The 17,877-nt window shown below is 51.3% G+C and carries 16 protein-coding genes and 1 pseudogene; 7 read left to right on the forward strand and 10 right to left on the reverse strand.

Annotated features, from left to right (window positions below; translation table 11 throughout):
* Positions 1 to 95 precede the first annotated feature (95 nt).
* Positions 96 to 1,196 carry a DNA polymerase III subunit beta gene (gene dnaN, locus AC3RPL_RS20230; protein WP_490741338.1) on the reverse strand — a complete coding sequence of 367 codons (1,101 nt, stop codon included), beginning with the start codon at positions 1,194 to 1,196 and terminating at the stop codon, positions 96 to 98.
* Between the two features lie 4 nt (positions 1,197 to 1,200).
* Entirely contained in the window at positions 1,201 to 2,592 is a 1,392-nt protein-coding gene (gene dnaA / locus AC3RPL_RS20235; protein ID WP_261641934.1) for a chromosomal replication initiator protein DnaA, read from the reverse strand.
* 602 nt (positions 2,593 to 3,194) lie between these two features.
* On the opposite strand from dnaA, the gene rpmH reads away from it, so the two are divergent.
* From rpmH to AC3RPL_RS20270, 7 genes and pseudogenes are all read left to right on the forward strand, one after another.
* Positions 3,195 to 3,335 (forward strand): 50S ribosomal protein L34, encoded by a 141-nt coding sequence (gene rpmH, locus AC3RPL_RS20240; RefSeq protein WP_003849659.1) that lies wholly within the window; start codon positions 3,195 to 3,197, stop codon positions 3,333 to 3,335.
* 17 nt (positions 3,336 to 3,352) lie between these two features.
* Positions 3,353 to 3,712 carry a ribonuclease P protein component gene (gene rnpA, locus AC3RPL_RS20245; protein ID WP_261641936.1) on the forward strand — a complete coding sequence of 120 codons (360 nt, stop codon included), beginning with the start codon at positions 3,353 to 3,355 and terminating at the stop codon, positions 3,710 to 3,712.
* Positions 3,676 to 3,934: pseudogene (yidD, locus tag AC3RPL_RS20250) on the forward strand (membrane protein insertion efficiency factor YidD). Before rnpA ends, yidD begins: the two are co-directional and overlap by 37 nt.
* Before the next feature lie 2 nt (positions 3,935 to 3,936).
* A complete protein-coding gene (yidC, locus tag AC3RPL_RS20255; protein WP_490741339.1) occupies positions 3,937 to 5,580 on the forward strand; it encodes a membrane protein insertase YidC in 1,644 nt (547 codons plus the stop codon).
* Positions 5,581 to 5,660: 80 nt separating this feature from the next.
* The gene (gene mnmE / locus AC3RPL_RS20260; protein ID WP_490741340.1) at positions 5,661 to 7,025 is read left to right on the forward strand and encodes a tRNA uridine-5-carboxymethylaminomethyl(34) synthesis GTPase MnmE; all 1,365 of its coding nucleotides are present in this window, start codon (positions 5,661 to 5,663) and stop codon (positions 7,023 to 7,025) included.
* A gap of 272 nt (positions 7,026 to 7,297) precedes the next feature.
* Complete coding sequence (locus AC3RPL_RS20265) at positions 7,298 to 7,735, forward strand: DcrB-related protein (RefSeq protein ID WP_490741341.1); 438 nt, start codon at positions 7,298 to 7,300, stop codon at positions 7,733 to 7,735.
* A gap of 296 nt (positions 7,736 to 8,031) precedes the next feature.
* The gene (locus AC3RPL_RS20270) at positions 8,032 to 8,787 is read left to right on the forward strand and encodes a 4'-phosphopantetheinyl transferase family protein (protein WP_490741342.1); all 756 of its coding nucleotides are present in this window, start codon (positions 8,032 to 8,034) and stop codon (positions 8,785 to 8,787) included.
* Positions 8,788 to 8,807: 20 nt separating this feature from the next.
* Here AC3RPL_RS20270 and AC3RPL_RS20275 read toward each other — a convergent pair whose 3' ends face one another.
* The 8 genes from AC3RPL_RS20275 to glmS all read right to left on the reverse strand — a co-directional run bounded on the left by AC3RPL_RS20275 (position 8,808) and on the right by glmS (position 17,858).
* A complete protein-coding gene (locus AC3RPL_RS20275) occupies positions 8,808 to 10,121 on the reverse strand; it encodes an NCS2 family permease (protein ID WP_490741343.1) in 1,314 nt (437 codons plus the stop codon).
* A 284-nt stretch (positions 10,122 to 10,405) separates the two neighbouring features.
* Positions 10,406 to 10,714, reverse strand: coding sequence for a hypothetical protein (locus AC3RPL_RS20280; RefSeq protein WP_490741344.1), 309 nt, complete (start codon positions 10,712 to 10,714; stop codon positions 10,406 to 10,408).
* A 529-nt stretch (positions 10,715 to 11,243) separates the two neighbouring features.
* Entirely contained in the window at positions 11,244 to 11,981 is a 738-nt protein-coding gene (gene phoU, locus AC3RPL_RS20285; RefSeq protein ID WP_490741345.1) for a phosphate signaling complex protein PhoU, read from the reverse strand.
* Positions 11,982 to 11,998: 17 nt separating this feature from the next.
* Positions 11,999 to 12,769: a phosphate ABC transporter ATP-binding protein PstB gene (pstB, locus tag AC3RPL_RS20290; protein WP_261641947.1), complete on the reverse strand. Its 771-nt coding sequence runs from the start codon at positions 12,767 to 12,769 to the stop codon at positions 11,999 to 12,001.
* Positions 12,770 to 12,812: 43 nt separating this feature from the next.
* Entirely contained in the window at positions 12,813 to 13,700 is an 888-nt protein-coding gene (gene pstA, locus AC3RPL_RS20295; protein ID WP_261641949.1) for a phosphate ABC transporter permease PstA, read from the reverse strand.
* Positions 13,697 to 14,659 carry a phosphate ABC transporter permease PstC gene (gene pstC, locus AC3RPL_RS20300; RefSeq protein ID WP_490741346.1) on the reverse strand — a complete coding sequence of 321 codons (963 nt, stop codon included), beginning with the start codon at positions 14,657 to 14,659 and terminating at the stop codon, positions 13,697 to 13,699. The genes pstA and pstC overlap by 4 nt, the downstream gene beginning before the upstream one ends.
* Before the next feature lie 81 nt (positions 14,660 to 14,740).
* Positions 14,741 to 15,781 carry a phosphate ABC transporter substrate-binding protein PstS gene (gene pstS / locus AC3RPL_RS20305; RefSeq protein WP_490741347.1) on the reverse strand — a complete coding sequence of 347 codons (1,041 nt, stop codon included), beginning with the start codon at positions 15,779 to 15,781 and terminating at the stop codon, positions 14,741 to 14,743.
* A 247-nt stretch (positions 15,782 to 16,028) separates the two neighbouring features.
* Positions 16,029 to 17,858, reverse strand: a complete 1,830-nt coding sequence (gene glmS, locus AC3RPL_RS20310) for a glutamine--fructose-6-phosphate transaminase (isomerizing) (RefSeq protein ID WP_367167913.1) — start codon at positions 17,856 to 17,858, stop codon at positions 16,029 to 16,031.
* Positions 17,859 to 17,877 lie beyond the last annotated feature (19 nt).

Consider the following 17,877-nt stretch of genomic DNA (forward strand, 5'->3'; position numbering starts at 1 on the left):
ACAACAAAGTCAGTTTGCGTTCGGCCAGCGCCAAGCCACCGGCGGGTGGCGAGTACTGCCCGGACACAAAATGGTAAGCAGGTTAGCCCGATAGATTATAATCGCATTGGCATGACAATGTAGGCCGCATTCTGGCTGGCCGCATCTTCAATCTGCACGCTGGAGACAGAATCAGTCAGTAAAAGCCTGACATTCTCACATTTCAGGGCATTGAGCACATCCAGCACATAGCTGACGTTAAAACCAATTTCCAGATCCGTGCCATCGTATGAAACATCCAGAATTTCTTCCGCTTCTTCCTGTTCAGGGTTATTCGCGGTGATCTTCAGCTGATTCTCACTGATATAGATGCGGACGCCTCTGAACTTCTCATTAGAGAGAATGGCCGCGCGGGAAAAAGCCTGTTTAAGCAGATCGCAGCCAGCGCTCAGGGTTTTATCCGGATTTTTAGGAAGAACGCGGCGATAATCAGGAAAACGACCATCTACCAGCTTCGAGGTGAAAATAAAATCACCCACATGCGCACGGATGTTGTTGCTGCCAATCTGCACCTGCAATGGCGTATCGCCGCCGTCCAGCAGGCGCACCAGCTCGATAACACCTTTACGGGGCACGATCACCGAATGGCCCGGCAGTGACTGGCCAACCGACATCGAACACACCGCAAGACGGTGTCCATCCGTCGCCACCGTGCGCAGCTCTTCGCCTTCTGTTTCGAACAACATGCCGTTCAGGTAGTAACGAACATCCTGATGCGCCATTGAAAACTGTGTCGCTTCAATCAGACGCTTCATCGTCGCCTGAGGCAGGCTGAATTCCACTTCACTTTGCCAGTCGTCCAGATTCGGAAAGTCACTGGCTGGCAGGGTGGAGAGCGAAAAACGACTGCGGCCCGAGCGCACCAGCATTCTTTCGCCTTCGAGAATAACTGTAATTTCTGCCCCTTCCGGCAGGCCACGGCAGATATCAAAAAACTTACGCGCCGGTACCGTCGTGGCACCCGGCTGGTGTTCCTGCGTCAGGGCGACGCGGGCGACCATTTCCATCTCTAAATCGGTTCCGGTCAGCAACAGGCTTCCTTCATTAACCTGTAACAGCAGGTTGCCGAGAATAGGTAATGTCGGCCGTCCACCCAGTGGGCTGCTGACCTGTTGTAACGGCTTGAGTAAATGCTCACGTTCTACAATAAATTTCATAGCGTCAGGAGGATAATGTTCTGATTAGATTTGAGAAATCTTCTTTAATATCGTGACTTTCTTCACGCAGTTGCTCGATTTTACGACAGGCATGCAGCACCGTGGTGTGGTCACGACCCCCGAAAGCATCACCGATTTCCGGCAAGCTGTGGTTGGTCAGCTCTTTTGCCATCGCCATCGCCATCTGACGCGGACGCGCCACGGATCGCGAACGGCGCTTGGAGAGCAAATCCGCCACTTTGATTTTGTAGTACTCGGCTACCGTTTTCTGAATGTTATCGATAGTGACCAGTTTTTCCTGGAGCGCCAGCAAGTCGCGCAGCGCTTCACGAACAAAATCAATGGTGATAGCACGACCTGTAAAGTTGGCATTCGCGATCACTCTGTTCAACGCCCCTTCCAGTTCACGCACGTTAGAGCGCAGACGTTTGGCAATAAAAAACGCCACTTCACCAGGCAGACGGATGTCGTTTTCATCGGCTTTTTTCATCAGGATCGCCACCCGGGTTTCCAGCTCCGGAGGCTCGATCGCCACCGTCAGCCCCCAGCCGAAGCGGGATTTGAGACGATCCTCAACGCCATTAATCTCCTTCGGATAACGATCCGAAGTCAGAATAATCTGCTGATTACCTTCCAGCAGCGCATTGAAAGTATGAAAGAATTCTTCCTGGGAACGTTCTTTATTGGCAAAAAACTGAATATCATCGATGAGCAACGCATCAACTGAACGGTAATAACGTTTAAACTCCTCAATCGCATTATTTTGCAGCGCCTTGACCATATCCTGCACAAAACGCTCCGAATGCATATATACCACTTTAGCATTCGGTTTACGCGCCATGATGCCATTGCCGACGGCATGTAGCAGGTGGGTTTTACCCAGCCCGGTGCCGCCATAAAGGAACAAAGGGTTATAGGCACCCCCGGGATTATCAGCCACCTGCCTGGCTGCCGCACGCGCCAGTTGGTTGGATTTACCTTCCACAAAATTGTCGAAATTGTGTTTGGTATTAACGTTTGAACGGTAGGAAAGCTCTGCCGGCGCAGGGACCGTGTCCCAGCTTGGACGCGAGGGTGCCGGACGCGATCCTGCCGCTGCGGTGCTGGCGTGTGCGCTGGCTGTCACCGGCTGGCTGATTTGCCGCGTAACCGGTTTGCTGCCAACTTCAAAACGTAATAATGGCGCGTCAGCCCCGCAAAAATCATTCAGCAGGCCATTAATATTATTCAGATATTTATCACGGACCCAATCGAGCACAAAGCGATTTGGTGCATACAGGGCCAGCGTATTATCGTTCAATTCGGCTTGTAATGGACGTATCCACATGCTGAATTCTGTGGCAGGTAGTTCATCCTGCAAACGGGCAAGACACTGTTGCCAAAGCGTAAGTGACACGGCGAACTCCACTCGAAAAAATCGATAAGAAAAAAGACGCTGAAGCGATAAATTCATCATTGTTGACGCATGCAGATGAAACGCATACGAACCGCTATTTGCGGTTTCTCCGCCGCTGACTGATCGGAATGATCGCTAACGGGAGGGCGGATCATAGCGCAAAGCGCATCAGAGATCTCCACTTTCTGGCCTGTTTTGATCCAATTTATCCACAGGCCAGCGATCGCCGCATAAGTTTACACCTTCGCGTTTAAAAGACATTCAGGATCCTCTGCATTCGGCTCTTTCCTGAGTCATTCTCAGGGGCTCGGCGCTGGCTTACCGCTGGCAGGATCAATATCGGATCCTTAACGATCCTTGCGCTTTATCACAGACGCCGTATAATTCGTGCCCCGGCGTGTTGCGCTCTGGCCCGAACCGGCTGGTTTTGCAGTCGAAGGGACATACCAGACGCGGTTTTAAAACGCGAAGTAAATTGACTCCGGACTGTACAGTTATTACAATCCCGCCTCTTTATTAAAGATACACTGAGGCGTCGGTCGATTTTCTGACCTCCAGGCGCGTCACCAAGTGAAATTTTCTAAGTTTAGGTAGAAATCGCCATGAAACGCACTTTTCAACCGTCCGTACTGAAACGCAACCGTTCACATGGTTTCCGTGCTCGTATGGCAACAAAAAATGGTCGTCAGGTTCTGGCACGTCGTCGTGCTAAAGGCCGTTCACGTCTGACCGTTTCTAAGTAATAAAAGCTAACCGCTGAGTGGTTAAGCTCGCATTTCCCAGGGAGTTACGCTTGTTAACTCCCACTCATTTCACTTTCGTCTTCCAGCAGCCACAAAGAGCCGGTACGCCGCAAATCACCATTCTCGGCCGCCTTAACTCGCTGGGGCATCCCCGCATCGGTCTTACCGTCGCCAAAAAACATGTTAAACGCGCACATGAACGCAACCGGATCAAGCGATTGACCCGTGAAAGTTTTCGTCTGCGGCAACATGATCTCCCTGCCATGGATTTTGTGGTTGTGGCGAAAAAAGGCGTGGCCGACCTGGATAACCTTGCGCTGACGGAAGCGTTGGAGAAGATATGGCGTCGTCACTGTCGCCTGGCTCGCGGCTCCTGATTGGGCTGATCCGCGTCTATCAACGCGTAATCAGTCCATTACTGGGACACCACTGTCGTTTTCATCCAAGCTGTTCGCAATACGGCATTGAGGCATTGCGCAGATTTGGCCTGATAAAAGGCAGTTGGTTGACGATAAAGCGCGTATTAAAATGCCACCCTTTGAACCCTGGTGGCGACGATCCGGTGCCGCCAAATAACCATTGATACCAGAGAACATTAACGATGGATTCGCAACGCAATCTCTTTCTCATCGCTTTTTTGTTCGTGTCTTTTATGCTCTGGCAAGCCTGGCAGACGGACCACGCTCCGCAGCCTCTGCAAACCCAGACCACACAAAACACGACAGTAGCCGGTGATGCCGCCAGTCAGGGCGTCCCTGCCAGCGGCCAGGGCAAAACGATCACCGTTAAGACTGATGTGCTGTCTTTACAGATCAATACTCGTGGTGGCGATATTGAGCAGGCACAGCTGCTGACTTATCCGGACAAGCTCGGTTCAGATCAACCTTTTCAGTTACTGGAAAACACGCCAGGTTTTCTCTATCAGGCGCAAAGTGGTCTGACAGGTCGTAACGGCCCGGATAATCCGGCTAACGGCTCACGCCCTCTGTTTACTACGGCTCAGGACAGCTTTGTGCTGGCAGACGGCCAGAGTGAACTGCGTATTCCGATGACTTATACCGCAGAAAACGGGGTTGTCTGGACCAAAACCTTCGTCCTGAAGCGCGGCGAATACGCCATCAGTGTCGACTATCAGGTAAACAATACCACCCAGCAACCGCTGGAAGTGGCGATGTTTGGTCAGCTGAAACAGACCATCGACCTGCCTAAGCACCGCGACACCGGCAGCAATAACTTTGCCTTGCATACCTTCCGTGGTGCAGCGTATTCCAGCAGTGAGTCTAACTACGAGAAGTATAAGTTCGACAAGATCAGCAGTAACGAGAATCTGAACGTCAGCACCAACAACGGTTGGGTTGCCATGCTTCAGCAATACTTCGCCACTGCATGGGTGCCTCGCACCAGCGGCAGCAATTCGCTGTATACCACTAACCTGGGTAATGGCATTGCGGCTATTGGCTACAAATCCGCACCGGTGACGATTGCGCCAGGCGCGCAGCAGAATCTGGCAGCGACGCTGTGGGTAGGACCAGAAATTCAGGACCGGATGGCGGCCGTTGCGCCTCACCTTGACCTGACCGTTGATTACGGCTGGCTATGGTTTATCTCTCAGCCATTGTTCAAACTGCTGAAGTTTATCCACAGCTTTATTGGCAACTGGGGCTTCTCGATTATCATCATCACCTTCATCGTTCGTGGCATCATGTACCCGCTGACCAAAGCGCAGTACACCTCGATGGCGAAGATGCGTATGCTGCAACCGAAAATCCAGGCAATGCGTGAACGTCTGGGTGAGGATAAACAGCGGATGAGTCAGGAGATGATGGCGCTGTATAAGGCAGAGAAGGTTAACCCACTGGGTGGCTGTCTGCCGCTGGTTATCCAGATGCCTATTTTCCTTGCGTTGTACTATATGCTGATGGGATCGGTTGAACTCCGTCATGCGCCATTTGCGCTGTGGATCCATGACCTCTCCGCCCAGGACCCGTATTACATTCTGCCGATCCTGATGGGGGTGACGATGTTCTTCATCCAGAAGATGTCTCCGACGACCGTCACCGATCCAATGCAGCAGAAGATCATGACCTTTATGCCGGTCATCTTCACCGTGTTCTTCCTGTGGTTCCCGTCCGGGCTGGTGCTGTACTATATCGTCAGTAACCTGGTGACCATCATTCAGCAGCAACTGATCTATCGTGGTCTGGAAAAACGTGGTTTACACAGCCGCGACAAGAAGAAAGCGTAATTTGTGACGCTTTAACACAATCGTTATCATAAGGCGGTCAACTGACCGCCTTATTTTTTGCCTTTAAAAGAGAGCTGAACATGAATCATAGCGAAACCATCGTTGCTCAGGCGACCCCGCCAGGGCGCGGCGGTGTGGGTATCCTGCGCGTTTCCGGGCCAAAAGCGGCGGAGGTTGCACAACTGCTGCTGGGCAAACTCCCCACTCCCCGGCGCGCCGATTATCTGCCTTTCCGCGACAGTGATAATCACACCCTGGACCAGGGGATTGCGCTATGGTTTCCCGGGCCAAACTCTTTCACTGGCGAAGATGTGCTTGAATTACAGGGACACGGCGGCCCGGTAATTCTGGATATGTTGTTGAAACGTATTACCGCTATCAGCGGCGTACGGATTGCCAGACCGGGTGAGTTTTCTGAACGGGCTTTTCTCAACGATAAGCTCGATCTGGCCCAGGCGGAGGCGATTGCCGATCTGATTGATGCCAGCTCAGAACAGGCTGCCCGTTCAGCATTGAACTCTCTTCAGGGGGCCTTTTCATTGCGGGTTAACAGTCTGGTGGAAGCACTTACTCACCTGCGAATCTATGTCGAAGCCGCAATTGACTTTCCGGATGAGGAAATAGACTTTTTGTCAGACGGCAAAATTGAAGCTCAGCTCAACCAGGTCATTGCCCGCCTTGACGAAGTCCGTGCCGAGGCGCGCCAGGGCAGCCTGTTAAGGGAAGGCATGAAAGTCGTTATCGCTGGTCGTCCTAATGCCGGTAAATCCAGTCTGTTGAACGCGCTGGCAGGTCGCGAAGCCGCGATTGTCACCGAGATTGCCGGAACCACGCGCGATGTACTGCGTGAGCATATTCACATTGATGGTATGCCGCTGCACATTATCGACACCGCCGGACTACGCGAGGCTAGCGATGAAGTGGAACGTATTGGTATTGAGCGGGCGTGGGGTGAAATAGAACAGGCTGATCGGGTGTTATTCATGGTTGATGGTACAACCACCAGCGCGACTGAACCTGCCGCAATCTGGCCAGACTTTATCGCCCGTCTTCCCGCGACACTGCCCATTACTGTGGTGCGCAACAAAGCTGACGTTACTGGCGAACCCACATCAACGGAAGAAGTGAATGGTCACTCACTTATTCGCCTCTCAGCCCGAACTGGCGAAGGTATTGAACAGCTTCGCCATCATCTGAAAGAGAGCATGGGCTACGCGGGTAACACTGAAGGTGGCTTTCTTGCGCGACGTCGTCATCTGCAGGCGCTGGAGTTAGCGTCCACTCACTTGAGTCAGGGTAAAGAGCAGCTGGTGAGCGCACGAGCGGGCGAACTGCTGGCGGAAGAACTTCGTGCTGCACAGCAATGTCTGAGCGAAATCACCGGTGAATTTACTTCAGATGATTTGCTTGGCCGGATTTTCTCAAGTTTCTGCATCGGCAAGTAATCTCTGTCCGGGTGACCCGGAAGCTTTTTCGGTCACCCTTTTTATTTCGTCTTTTTATATAAGAAGCTCAGAAAAACAGCGGGGGGCGCATTCATCCTTGTTCCTTCTGTACTCTCTGGACGAAAATAATAAAAGGCTGATAGACTCACTCCTCAGACGATGAGCGAATCATCGTATCAACTCTCCGGATTCTGAATACTCAAAATATATGTTATCAGCCCGGAAAAGTGTTATTAAACAACCAAGCTGGAATATACAAATATAAGGATATTATGAAAAATAATCGTTATTACCATCTGTCTGAAGGTAAGATAGCCCTTCCGGATAATTATATTGATCGAACAATCAATACCATTATCGATAAAAATTCCATCATGCCAGCAATTAACATATCCCGCGATAAACTCGGATATAATCAACTATTAACTGACTACATCACGCAACAATACCAACAGCTTATTCCGAAACTTTCCGGATGGAAAGAAGAACCAAGAACACCGGCTTATCTTGGTGCCGGTCGCCTTCAGGGAACAGAAGTCACCTTCAGCTTTCTGAGACAACCAGAACAGAGACTGTGGCAAAAACAGGCTATTTTTGTGCTTGAAGACAATGATGTTCTTATTTTCAGCCTGTCCAAATCAACCGAATTTGACGAGCAGGATAAAATCATGCTGGATAATTTATTACAAAGCTTCACTCCTCACGATTAATTGCATAATACAAACCTGATGATGTCGGTCAGACTGACCGGCATTTCAAAAAAATCTTCCCGGAAACTGAACTCGGCCTCTCTGATACTTTGTGAAAAAAGGGTTAGCTTTTTGAAAAGTTAACCGGATGTTATATATTCTCTCTACCAATATCACTTTTCTGACGCTTATTGCGCTATAGCGCAAATAATATTAATCTGAATTTTCGCTTCAGATGGATAAAGCAAGGTGATTTTTCTTAAGAAAATTCTTACAATCCTTGAGATGATCTTCCGACCATTTTCATGGAGTGACAGATGGCAAGTCATTTTGCACGCTGGCCCCTCACTGACACCAGCATAGGTACATACCGTCTACCTTCAGCGCTGTTAGATGCCTCTCAGATACTCTCAGAACGCCGACGCACCAGATATCTGGCAGCACGTTCACTACTTGCCGAACTGATGTGGCGAGTGTACGGTATCCCCAGTCTTCCTGACTTAGCCACATCTGAAAATGGTCGTCCCCACTTTGCCGATCCCTCTCTGCCCGATTTCAGCATTGCTTATGCCGGTAATATTGTCGGTATTCTACTGGCAGAAGAGCGTGGCAAAGCTGGCCTGGATATGGAGATTATTCGCGTCAGCCGCCAGACGCCAGTCCGTTCTGTGAAGAGCCTTTCTTCAGCAGAAAAAGCCTGGATTAAAGCGCAGTCGGACCCCGAAGAAGCCGCAACTCAGTTGTGGGCTCTTCGTCAAAGTTTGCTCAAGTTAACCGGTGAAAAGGAGCAGGAAAATCCAGGGCTGCAGCTACACCCCGCTTCAGGAAAGCTGCGTGTACAGGAGGCGGTTGATATTCAGATTATTTCTGATGTCGAGCCACTGATTATCTGGTCATGTGCCCTTTCACCAGGTGATGCACGACTGCACATGTGGGAGTTTGATGGCCGTGAAAACTGGAAACAGTTGCAGGATATACAGATTTCAACGCGAAATCTGAGCCCGAAAATGCTGCGTCTGACCAATCTGCATAAACAGGAAAAATTGCAAACAGAAGGCAGGCCGGAGGGATAGCTCCGACCTGGAATTAAGTATCAGTGGGCGTCGATAAACACAATCTTCAGAATAAACAGCAGTGCCACAACCACCACGCACGGGCTGATTTCACGCCAGCGGCCTGTGCCAAGCTTCATAACACAATAAGAGATAAAACCGAGGGCAATACCTTCGGTAATCGAGAAACTGAATGGCATCATTGCCGTGGTGACAAAGGCCGGGACAGCTTCAGTCAGGTCATCCCATTTAACGCGGGCAAGACTTGATGTCATCAGTACACCAACATAAATCAGCGCCCCCGCAGCAGCATAAGCAGGCACCATACCCGCCAGCGGCGACAGAAACATGACCAGCAGGAACAGAATACCGGTAACAACCGCCACTAGGCCTGTACGTCCTCCAATAGAGACGCCGGAAGAGCTTTCGATATATGCAGTAACTGAAGAGGTCCCGATATAAGCACCGGCTACTGAACTGACGCTGTCCACAAACAGGGCCTGCTTCATACGTGGGAAGGTGCCTTTTTCGTCGGTCAGGCCAGCCTTATCGGTTACGCCAATCAGCGTACCTGATGAGTCAAACAGGTTAACCAGCATGAAGGAGAAAATGATACCCGCCATGCCAACATTGAATGAACCCGCCAGATCGACCTGTCCCAGCACCGACGTCATGGCGCCTGGAACCGCAAATACGCCGCCATATTTCACATCGCCAAGCGCCAGGCCAATCAGCGTGGTAATGACCACCGAAACCAGCACGGCGATATGAATATTGCGGGACGCCAGAATAGCAATGATAAAGAAGCCCAGCGCACCCAACAGAACGCTGTGGGAAGTCAGATCCCCGACTGCAACCAGCGTGTCTTTATTTGGCACCACGATACCGGCATTTTTCAGGCCGATCATCGCAATAAACAGCCCGATCCCCGCAGTAATACCAACCCGCAGGCTTACCGGAATATTGGCAATCATCCAGTAGCGAACCCGAAACAGCGTCAGCAGCAGCAGTCCGACGGCTCCCCAGAAGATCGCCCCCATCCCAACCTGCCAGGAAATGCCCATCGCGCCAACCACGACAAAAGCAAAAAATGCATTCAGGCCCATTGCCGGTGCCAGGGCGACGGGCAGGTTAGCCACCAGCCCCATCAAAATACTGCCAGCAGCAGCAATCAGGCAGGTGGTGACAAATACCGCCTGAGTGTTCATACCGGCTACACCAAGAATCTGAGGGTTAACAAAGACGATATAGACCATGGTCAGGAAAGTGGTAAAACCTGCAATCACTTCAGTACGAACGGTCGTACCATGTTCCTGTAGTTTGAAGATCCGCTGTAGTAGACCTGAATTATTCATTAAAAGATTCCAAAAATTGGAGAAGAGGGCCGTCGGCTATCCTAACCGATAATTTTTAATTTGGTAGATGGTGCGGGCGTTTTTTCGCAACCGATTGCGCTGCATCGAGCCAGAATTATCGGTTTTAAAAGGACAATATGCGGAGAATTTATTATCGTGCACTACAAAGAGTGACTTTTTTTAAGTCAGCAAAGCAGAATTTATTTTTCAGGCGGGATATAAATGCTGGCGTCATAACAACGACGCCAGCAGACGTTTGAAAAACACGCAACCCGTGTTACTTATCAGGAGTTGCTGTCAGATGGGCACGGCAGGCCAGTATCATCGCAGGCATGGTTGATACGCAAACCACTGCTCAGACGTCCAGCAACCTTGATCTCAGTTGCATCAGCGCCACCAGTCAGAGCGCTATTTTTGCTCTGCTGAACCACATTCTGTGGGGCTTTAACAGAAGCAGCCTGACTGGCATCCGCAAATGCCATGCCTTGCAGGCCAATAAAAGTAACTGTTGCTACAGCAAAAGTTTTGAGTGCTGACAGATTGCTCATATCTTGTCCTTTAATAATTAACTTACGGCTGAATAATGCCAGCAATAATGCTGCCGACCATTTTTGAAATTCCAGTATTTAAAAAAACTGTCTGAAGCCAGATAACTTTCCCAACAAAAAACAGATACAACCTTATCTTATTCTTTACATACTCAACAATCAGGCAATCCCTACATCTCTGGTCATATCTTGCCTCTTATTTTTCCGGAAAAGACTGACCAACGCTGAGGAGTCGCAATACACTCCCTATAACAGCACAACCAGATGCCTGGAATATGATTCAGAATTGATGCATGAGGGAGGATTATGGAAGTTCGACGGTTCAAAGATGGCGATGAGGCTGCATTATTGCGGGTCTTTTTTTCAGCTGTCGTGAAATCGCTTCAGGTGACTATCCTGCGGAAAAAACTGAGGCGTGGGCAGCTGCGCGGCAGGTCATAATCTGGTTTGAGAATGATCCATCTTCATGCCAGCCATTTTTAATGGCCGGCAACAAATGGCGTTGTTATCACCTTGATTCAACCTTAAACGAACCCTTATTTCGAACTGGCCAGGCAATCCCGGCCAACAGGAATCATCCCGGCAGATTTCCGCTCTCATCATCGCCGGTTAACAGCTTATCAAGCTGGTCCCCGCCCACATGACGGAAATCCTGACCTTTGACGAAATAGAAAATGATTTCACAGATATTCTGGCAGCGATCGCCAATCCGTTCGATGGCCCTGGCACAGAACAGTGCCGTCAGCACGCTGGGAATCGTGCGCGGGTCTTCCATCATATAGGTCATCAGCTGGCGTACGATGCCCTCATATTCCTGATCGACCTTCTTATCCTCGCGGTAAATTTCGATGGCGGCGCTCAGATCCATTCGCGCAAACGCATCCAGCACATCATGCAGCATCTGGATGGTGTGGTAGCCCAGCGATTCCAGACTCACCAGTAACGGCTGATGCTGTTGACCAAACTTCTTCAGCGCGGTACGGCTGATTTTTTCCGCCACATCGCCAATACGTTCCAGCTCCGAGATGGTCTTGATAATCGCCATGACCAGACGCAGATCGCTGGCGGTAGGCTGGCGTTTGGCAATGATGCGCACACAGGCTTCATCAATCGACACTTCCATCATGTTGACCTTCTGGTCACCATCAATTACCCGCTGCGCCAGCTCACCATCCTGGTTATGCATTGCCACAATAGCGTCGGTCAGTTGCTGTTCCACCAGCCCACCCATGGTTAAGACCTGGGTACGGATATGCTCCAGCTCGGCGTTAAACTGCCCGGAGATGTGTTTATTCAGATTCAGGTTATCCATTTGCTTCTCCAGTCAACTCAACCATAACGGCCAGTAATGTAATCTTCGGTTTGCTTCTGATGAGGTTTGGTAAACAGCGTATCGGTATCGCTGAACTCAATTAGTTCGCCCAGATACATAAAGGCCGTGTGATCGGAACAGCGTGCAGCCTGCTGCATGTTATGTGTCACGATAACCACGGTGTAATCCTGTTTCAGCTCGGTGATCAACTCTTCAATACGCCCGGTAGAGATAGGGTCGAGCGCCGAACATGGCTCATCCAGCAGCAGGACCTCCGGGCGGATGGCAATACCACGCGCAATACACAAGCGCTGCTGCTGACCACCAGAGAGGCTGTAGCCGCTCTGATGCAGCTTATCCCTTGTTTCAGTCCAGAGCGCGGCTTTGCTCAACGCCCACTGGACGCGCTCGTCCATATCCGCCCTGGAGAGTTTCTCAAACAGACGAACGCCGAAAGCGATGTTGTCGTAAATGGACATAGGAAACGGAGTCGGTTTCTGGAATACCATGCCCACCCTGGCACGCAACAGCGCAATATCCTGACTGGCGGTGAGAATGTTTTCGCCATCCAGCAAAATTTCACCTTCTGCCCGTTGTTCCGGATAGAGGGAAAACATTTTGTTAAAGGTGCGCAGCAGGGTGGATTTACCGCAGCCCGACGGGCCGATAAAGGCCGTCACCTGGTTTTTAGCGATATCCAGATTAATGTTCTTCAGCGCGTGGAATTTTCCGTAGTAGAAGTTCAAATCCCGAACCTGAATCATCTTAGCGGAACTGTTATCAGCCATTCTCTTTCTCGCTTGTTTACGCCGCCACAGCCGCGCATCTCAATTAATGTTTACTTTTCGCGAAGATCACGCGCGCCAGAATATTCAGCAGCAGCACACAGACGGTAATCAGCAATACGCCAGCCCAGGCCAGACTTTGCCATCCGGCAAACGGGCTCATGGCAAATTTGAAAATGGTCACCGGCAGGTTAGCCAGTGGCTGCATCATATCCGTGCTCCAGAACTGATTGGACAACGAAGTAAACAGCAGCGGGGCTGTTTCGCCAGCGATACGCGCCACTGCCAGCAGAACACCGGTAAGAATGCCGGATATCGACGCCTTCAGGGTAATGGCAGAAATCATCTTCCACTTGGGTGTACCCAGTGCATAGGCTGCTTCACGCAGGCTGTCCGGCACCAGCCTGAGCATGTTTTCAGTGGTGCGAATAACAATCGGGATTTGCAACAGCGCCAACGCGACCACCCCGGCCAGACCAGAGAAGTGCTGCATACGGGCAACCACCAGCGTATAGACAAACAGCCCGACCACAATCGACGGCGCGGATAACAAAATGTCGTTAATAAAACGAACTACCTCCGCCAGCCAGGATTTACGGCCATATTCCGCCAGATAAATCCCCGCCATAATTCCCAGAGGGGTGCCAACTATAGTGGCCCAGAGGATCATCAGACCGCTGCCGACGATGGCATTTGCCAGCCCGCCACCGGCCGTATTGGGTGGCGGCGTATTTTCGGTAAACAACGCCAGGCTCATGCCATCAAAACCGCGCGTGACCGTGGCCCAGAGGATCCAAATCAGCCAGAACAGACCAAAAGCCATCGTCAGCATTGAAAGCGTCAGGGCAATACGATTTTTAAACCGCCGCCAGGCCTGCATTTTGCGACGAGAAGCGGCCAGTTCAGCCCGCGCCTGAAGTTCAAGAGTGGTCATGAACGCGCTCCTTCACTTTTCGCCAGTCTGAGTATCATCAGTTTGGAGCAGGCCAGCACGATAAAGGTGATCACAAACAGAATCAGCCCCAGCTCCATCAGTGCAGCCGTGTGAACGCCAGATTCAGCCTCGGCAAATTCGTTGGCCAGTGCGGAAGTGATGCTGTTGCCCGGCATAAACAATGAGGCGCTGTCGAGCTGATAGGTGTTACCGATGATAAAGGTTACCGCCATGGTTTCTCCCAGCGCACGTCCCAGTCCCAGCATTACGCCACCAATCACGCCATTTTTGGTGAACGGTAACACGATGCGCCAGATGACTTCCCAGGTGGTGCAACCGATGCCATAAGCTGACTCTTTCATCATCACCGGCGTCTGTTCGAACACATCACGCATGACCGAAGCAATGTAAGGGATGATCATAATCGCCAGGATAATCCCGGCAGCCAGGATCCCGATACCAAATGCCGGGCCGGAGAACAGTGCGCCAACAATCGGAATGTTCGACATCAGCTCGCCCAGAGTCGTCTGAAAATAAGTGGCAAACAGTGGAGCGAAGATAAACAGCCCCCACATGCCGTAAACGATGCTGGGAATCGCCGCCAGCAGTTCAATCGCCACGCCAAGTGGACGACGCAGCCAGTTGGGGGCCAGCTCCGTCAGAAACAGTGCGATACCAAAACTGACCGGGACTGCAATTATCAGGGCGATAAGTGAGGTGACAATCGTGCCGTAGATCGGCACCAGCGCGCCAAATTGTTCATTAGGGGCATCCCAGGTTTTGTTCCACAGAAAAGAGAAGCCGAACTTCTGAATGCTGGGCCAGGAAGAGAAGATGAGCGAAACAATAATGCCACCGAGCAGCAACAGAACAATCAGCGCAGCCAGCTTTACCAGCGCGCCAAAAATAATGTCGCCCTGTTTGCCGGGGGCTTTGAATGTTGGCCTTTTCGTAGCCATAAAATTCCCGATGTTAAAAGTGTCAGGGCGGCATTTCTGCCGCCCGGAAGTGAGAACCGAATCTGTCGCTCTCGTGAGAGCTTAGTATAATGCTTTACCGGAGCTGTCTTTGATACTGGTTTTCCAGGCGGCGCGGACCTGTTCAACAACCTGGTCGGGCAGAGAAGCGTAATCGAGGCTGCTGGTGGTTTTGCCACCGTTTTTGTATGCCCAGTCAAAGAATTTCAGTACCGCAGCGCCTTTCTCAGCGCTGGCCTGCTCTTTGTGCACCAGGATGAAGGTGGTGGAGGTGATTGGCCACGCATTGTCTCCCTTCTGGAAGGTCAGATCCTGCGCAAAGGACTGGCTCCAGTTTGCGCCTTTCGCCGCGTCACTGAAACTCTGCTCACCCGGTTCTACTGCTTTGCCATCGGCATCAAGAAGTTTGGTGTAAGCCAGATTGTTCTGTTTAGCGTAAGCGTATTCAACATAGCCAATTGGACCCGGGAGGCGTTGTACGAATGCCGCCACGCCATCATTGCCTTTACCGCCCAGCCCCGTCGGCCAGTTTACGGTATTGCCTTTACCTACCTTGCTGCTCCAGTCGCTGTTAACTTTAGACAGGTAGCTGGTGAAGACAAAAGAAGTGCCGGAACCGTCAGCACGGCGAACCACATTGATATTACTGTCTGGCAGTTTCACACCAGGGTTCAGTTTAGTAATCGCCGGATCGTTCCATTTTTTGATGGTCCCGAGGTAAATATCCCCTACGGTTTTTCCATCCAGAATCAGCTGACCTGACTTGATGCCAGGAATATTCACAGCCAGTACCACACCGCCAATGATGGTCGGGAACTGGAACAGACCGTTTTTAGCTAAATCATCCTCTTTCATTGGCGCATCTGAAGCACCAAAATCGACAGTTTTCACGATAATTTGCTTTACGCCACCGGAAGAACCAATGCCCTGATAGTTAACCTGTGCGCCGGTCGCTTTGTTATAGTCTGCCGCCCACTTGTTATAAACAGGCGCAGGAAAAGTGCCGCCTGCGCCGGTCAGGTTAGTCGCAGCGAATGCTGAAACAGCCGTCAGAGAAAGGGCGACGGCCACACAACGAGCGACGGTTTTTTGCATCAGTGTCATGTTCCCTCCAGTGGATTGAATGTCAGGCTTTATGCCGTTTTAGTATCAATAAGGATTGCTGCTGGAGGCAAAATAGGACAGTTTGATGACATTAAAATGTACGCTATATGACAGTTTTGTGACAATGAGCAACCCCGCGCAGCAGGGCAGTTCAGTATGGCAGGAGAGTAGAGAGAGCAGTAACGACATCCTCTCTGGCTGACAATCAGTAACGGGGCTGGTAAATCAGCCCCGTGTAACAGGCGACTTACTCGACGGTCACCGATTTGGCCAGATTACGTGGCTGATCGACATCCGTACCTTTGATTAACGCAACATGATAGGAGAGCAGTTGAAGCGGGACCGTATAGAAAATGGGGGCGATGATCTCCTCCACATGCGGTAACGAGACGATACGCATCCCTTCGCTGTTGCTGAACCCGGCATCCTGATCGGCGAAGACATACAGCAGGCCGCCACGGGCGCGCACCTCTTCAATATTCGACTTCAGCTTTTCCAGTAGCTCATTATTCGGCGCGATCACGATAACAGGCATGTCAGCATCAATCAGCGCCAGCGGACCATGCTTGAGTTCACCTGCGGCATAGGCCTCCGCATGGATATAGGAGATCTCCTTCAGCTTCAACGCCCCTTCCAGAGCGATGGGATACTGATCGCCACGGCCAAGGAACAGAGCGTGATGCTTATCCGAGAACTCTTCCGCCAGCGTTTCAATCAGCTTGTCCTGCGATAACATCTGCTCAATACGGCTTGGCAGAGCCTGAAGTCCGTGAACAATATCCTGCTCAATCTGCGGGTCCATCCCTTTCAGACGTCCCATTTTTGCCACCAGCATCAGCAAAACGGTTAACTGCGTGGTAAACGCTTTGGTGGAGGCAACGCCGATTTCCGTTCCGGCTTTGGTCATCAGCGCCAGATCGGACTCGCGCACCAGAGACGAACCCGCCACGTTGCAGATAGCCAGCGATCCCAGGTAACCCAGCTCTTTTGACAAACGCAGCGCGGCCAGTGTATCCGCCGTCTCTCCCGACTGAGAAAGCGTAATAAGCAGGCTGTTTTTGCGCACAGCAGATTTACGATAACGGAACTCAGAGGCAATCTCGACGTCGCAGGGCAGGTTTGCCAGTGCTTCAAACCAGTAGCGGGAAACCATACCAGAGTTGTAAGAAGTACCGCAGGCGACAATCTGAATATGCTCTACCTGACTGAGCAACTCGCTGGCATTTGGCCCCAGTTCAGAGAGACAAACTTCACCGTGGCTGAAACGCCCGTTAAGGGTGTTTTTAATCGCCATCGGCTGCTCGTAAATCTCTTTCTGCATATAGTGGCGATAAATGCCCTTGTCGCCCGCATCGTACTGCGCACTTGATTCAATTTCGCTACGCTGCACCTTCTCACCGCTGCGATCAAAAATCGCCACTTCGCGGCGGGTGACTTCAGCAATATCGCCTTCTTCCAGATAGATAAAGCGGCGGGTGACAGGTAAAAGAGCCAGCTGATCGGATGCAATAAAGTTTTCCCCTACGCCACGACCAATAACCAGCGGGCTACCAGAACGGGCAGCCACCAGCACTGATGGATCGCGACTGTCGAGGATCACCATGCCATACGCACCGCGAAGCTGCGGGACCACGCGCTGCACCACCTCACGCAACGAACCACCCTGCTGCTGCTCCCAGTGGGCCAGATGAGCGACCACTTCGGTATCCGTTTCTGAGGCAAAGTGATATCCACGAGCGATCAGCAACTGACGCAGTGGCTCATGGTTTTCAATGATGCCATTGTGCACGATGATGATGTGTTCGGAGATATGCGGATGGGCATTGGCTTCAGAAGGCTCACCGTGGGTTGCCCAGCGCGTGTGCGCAATGCCCGTTCCTCCTGCCAGAGGAGTACTCTCTGCCGCTTCTGCCAGTTTCTGTACCTTGCCAAGACGGCGAAGGCGGGTCACCTCACCTGCGGCGGTGACCACTGCCAGTCCGGCAGAATCATAACCGCGGTATTCAAGACGACGTAATCCTTCCAGCAGGATTTCAGCGATATCACGTTGCGCTACTGCACCTACAATTCCACACATATTGTTTTTCCTGAGAAAA

The organism is Erwinia papayae, from assembly GCF_058241465.1.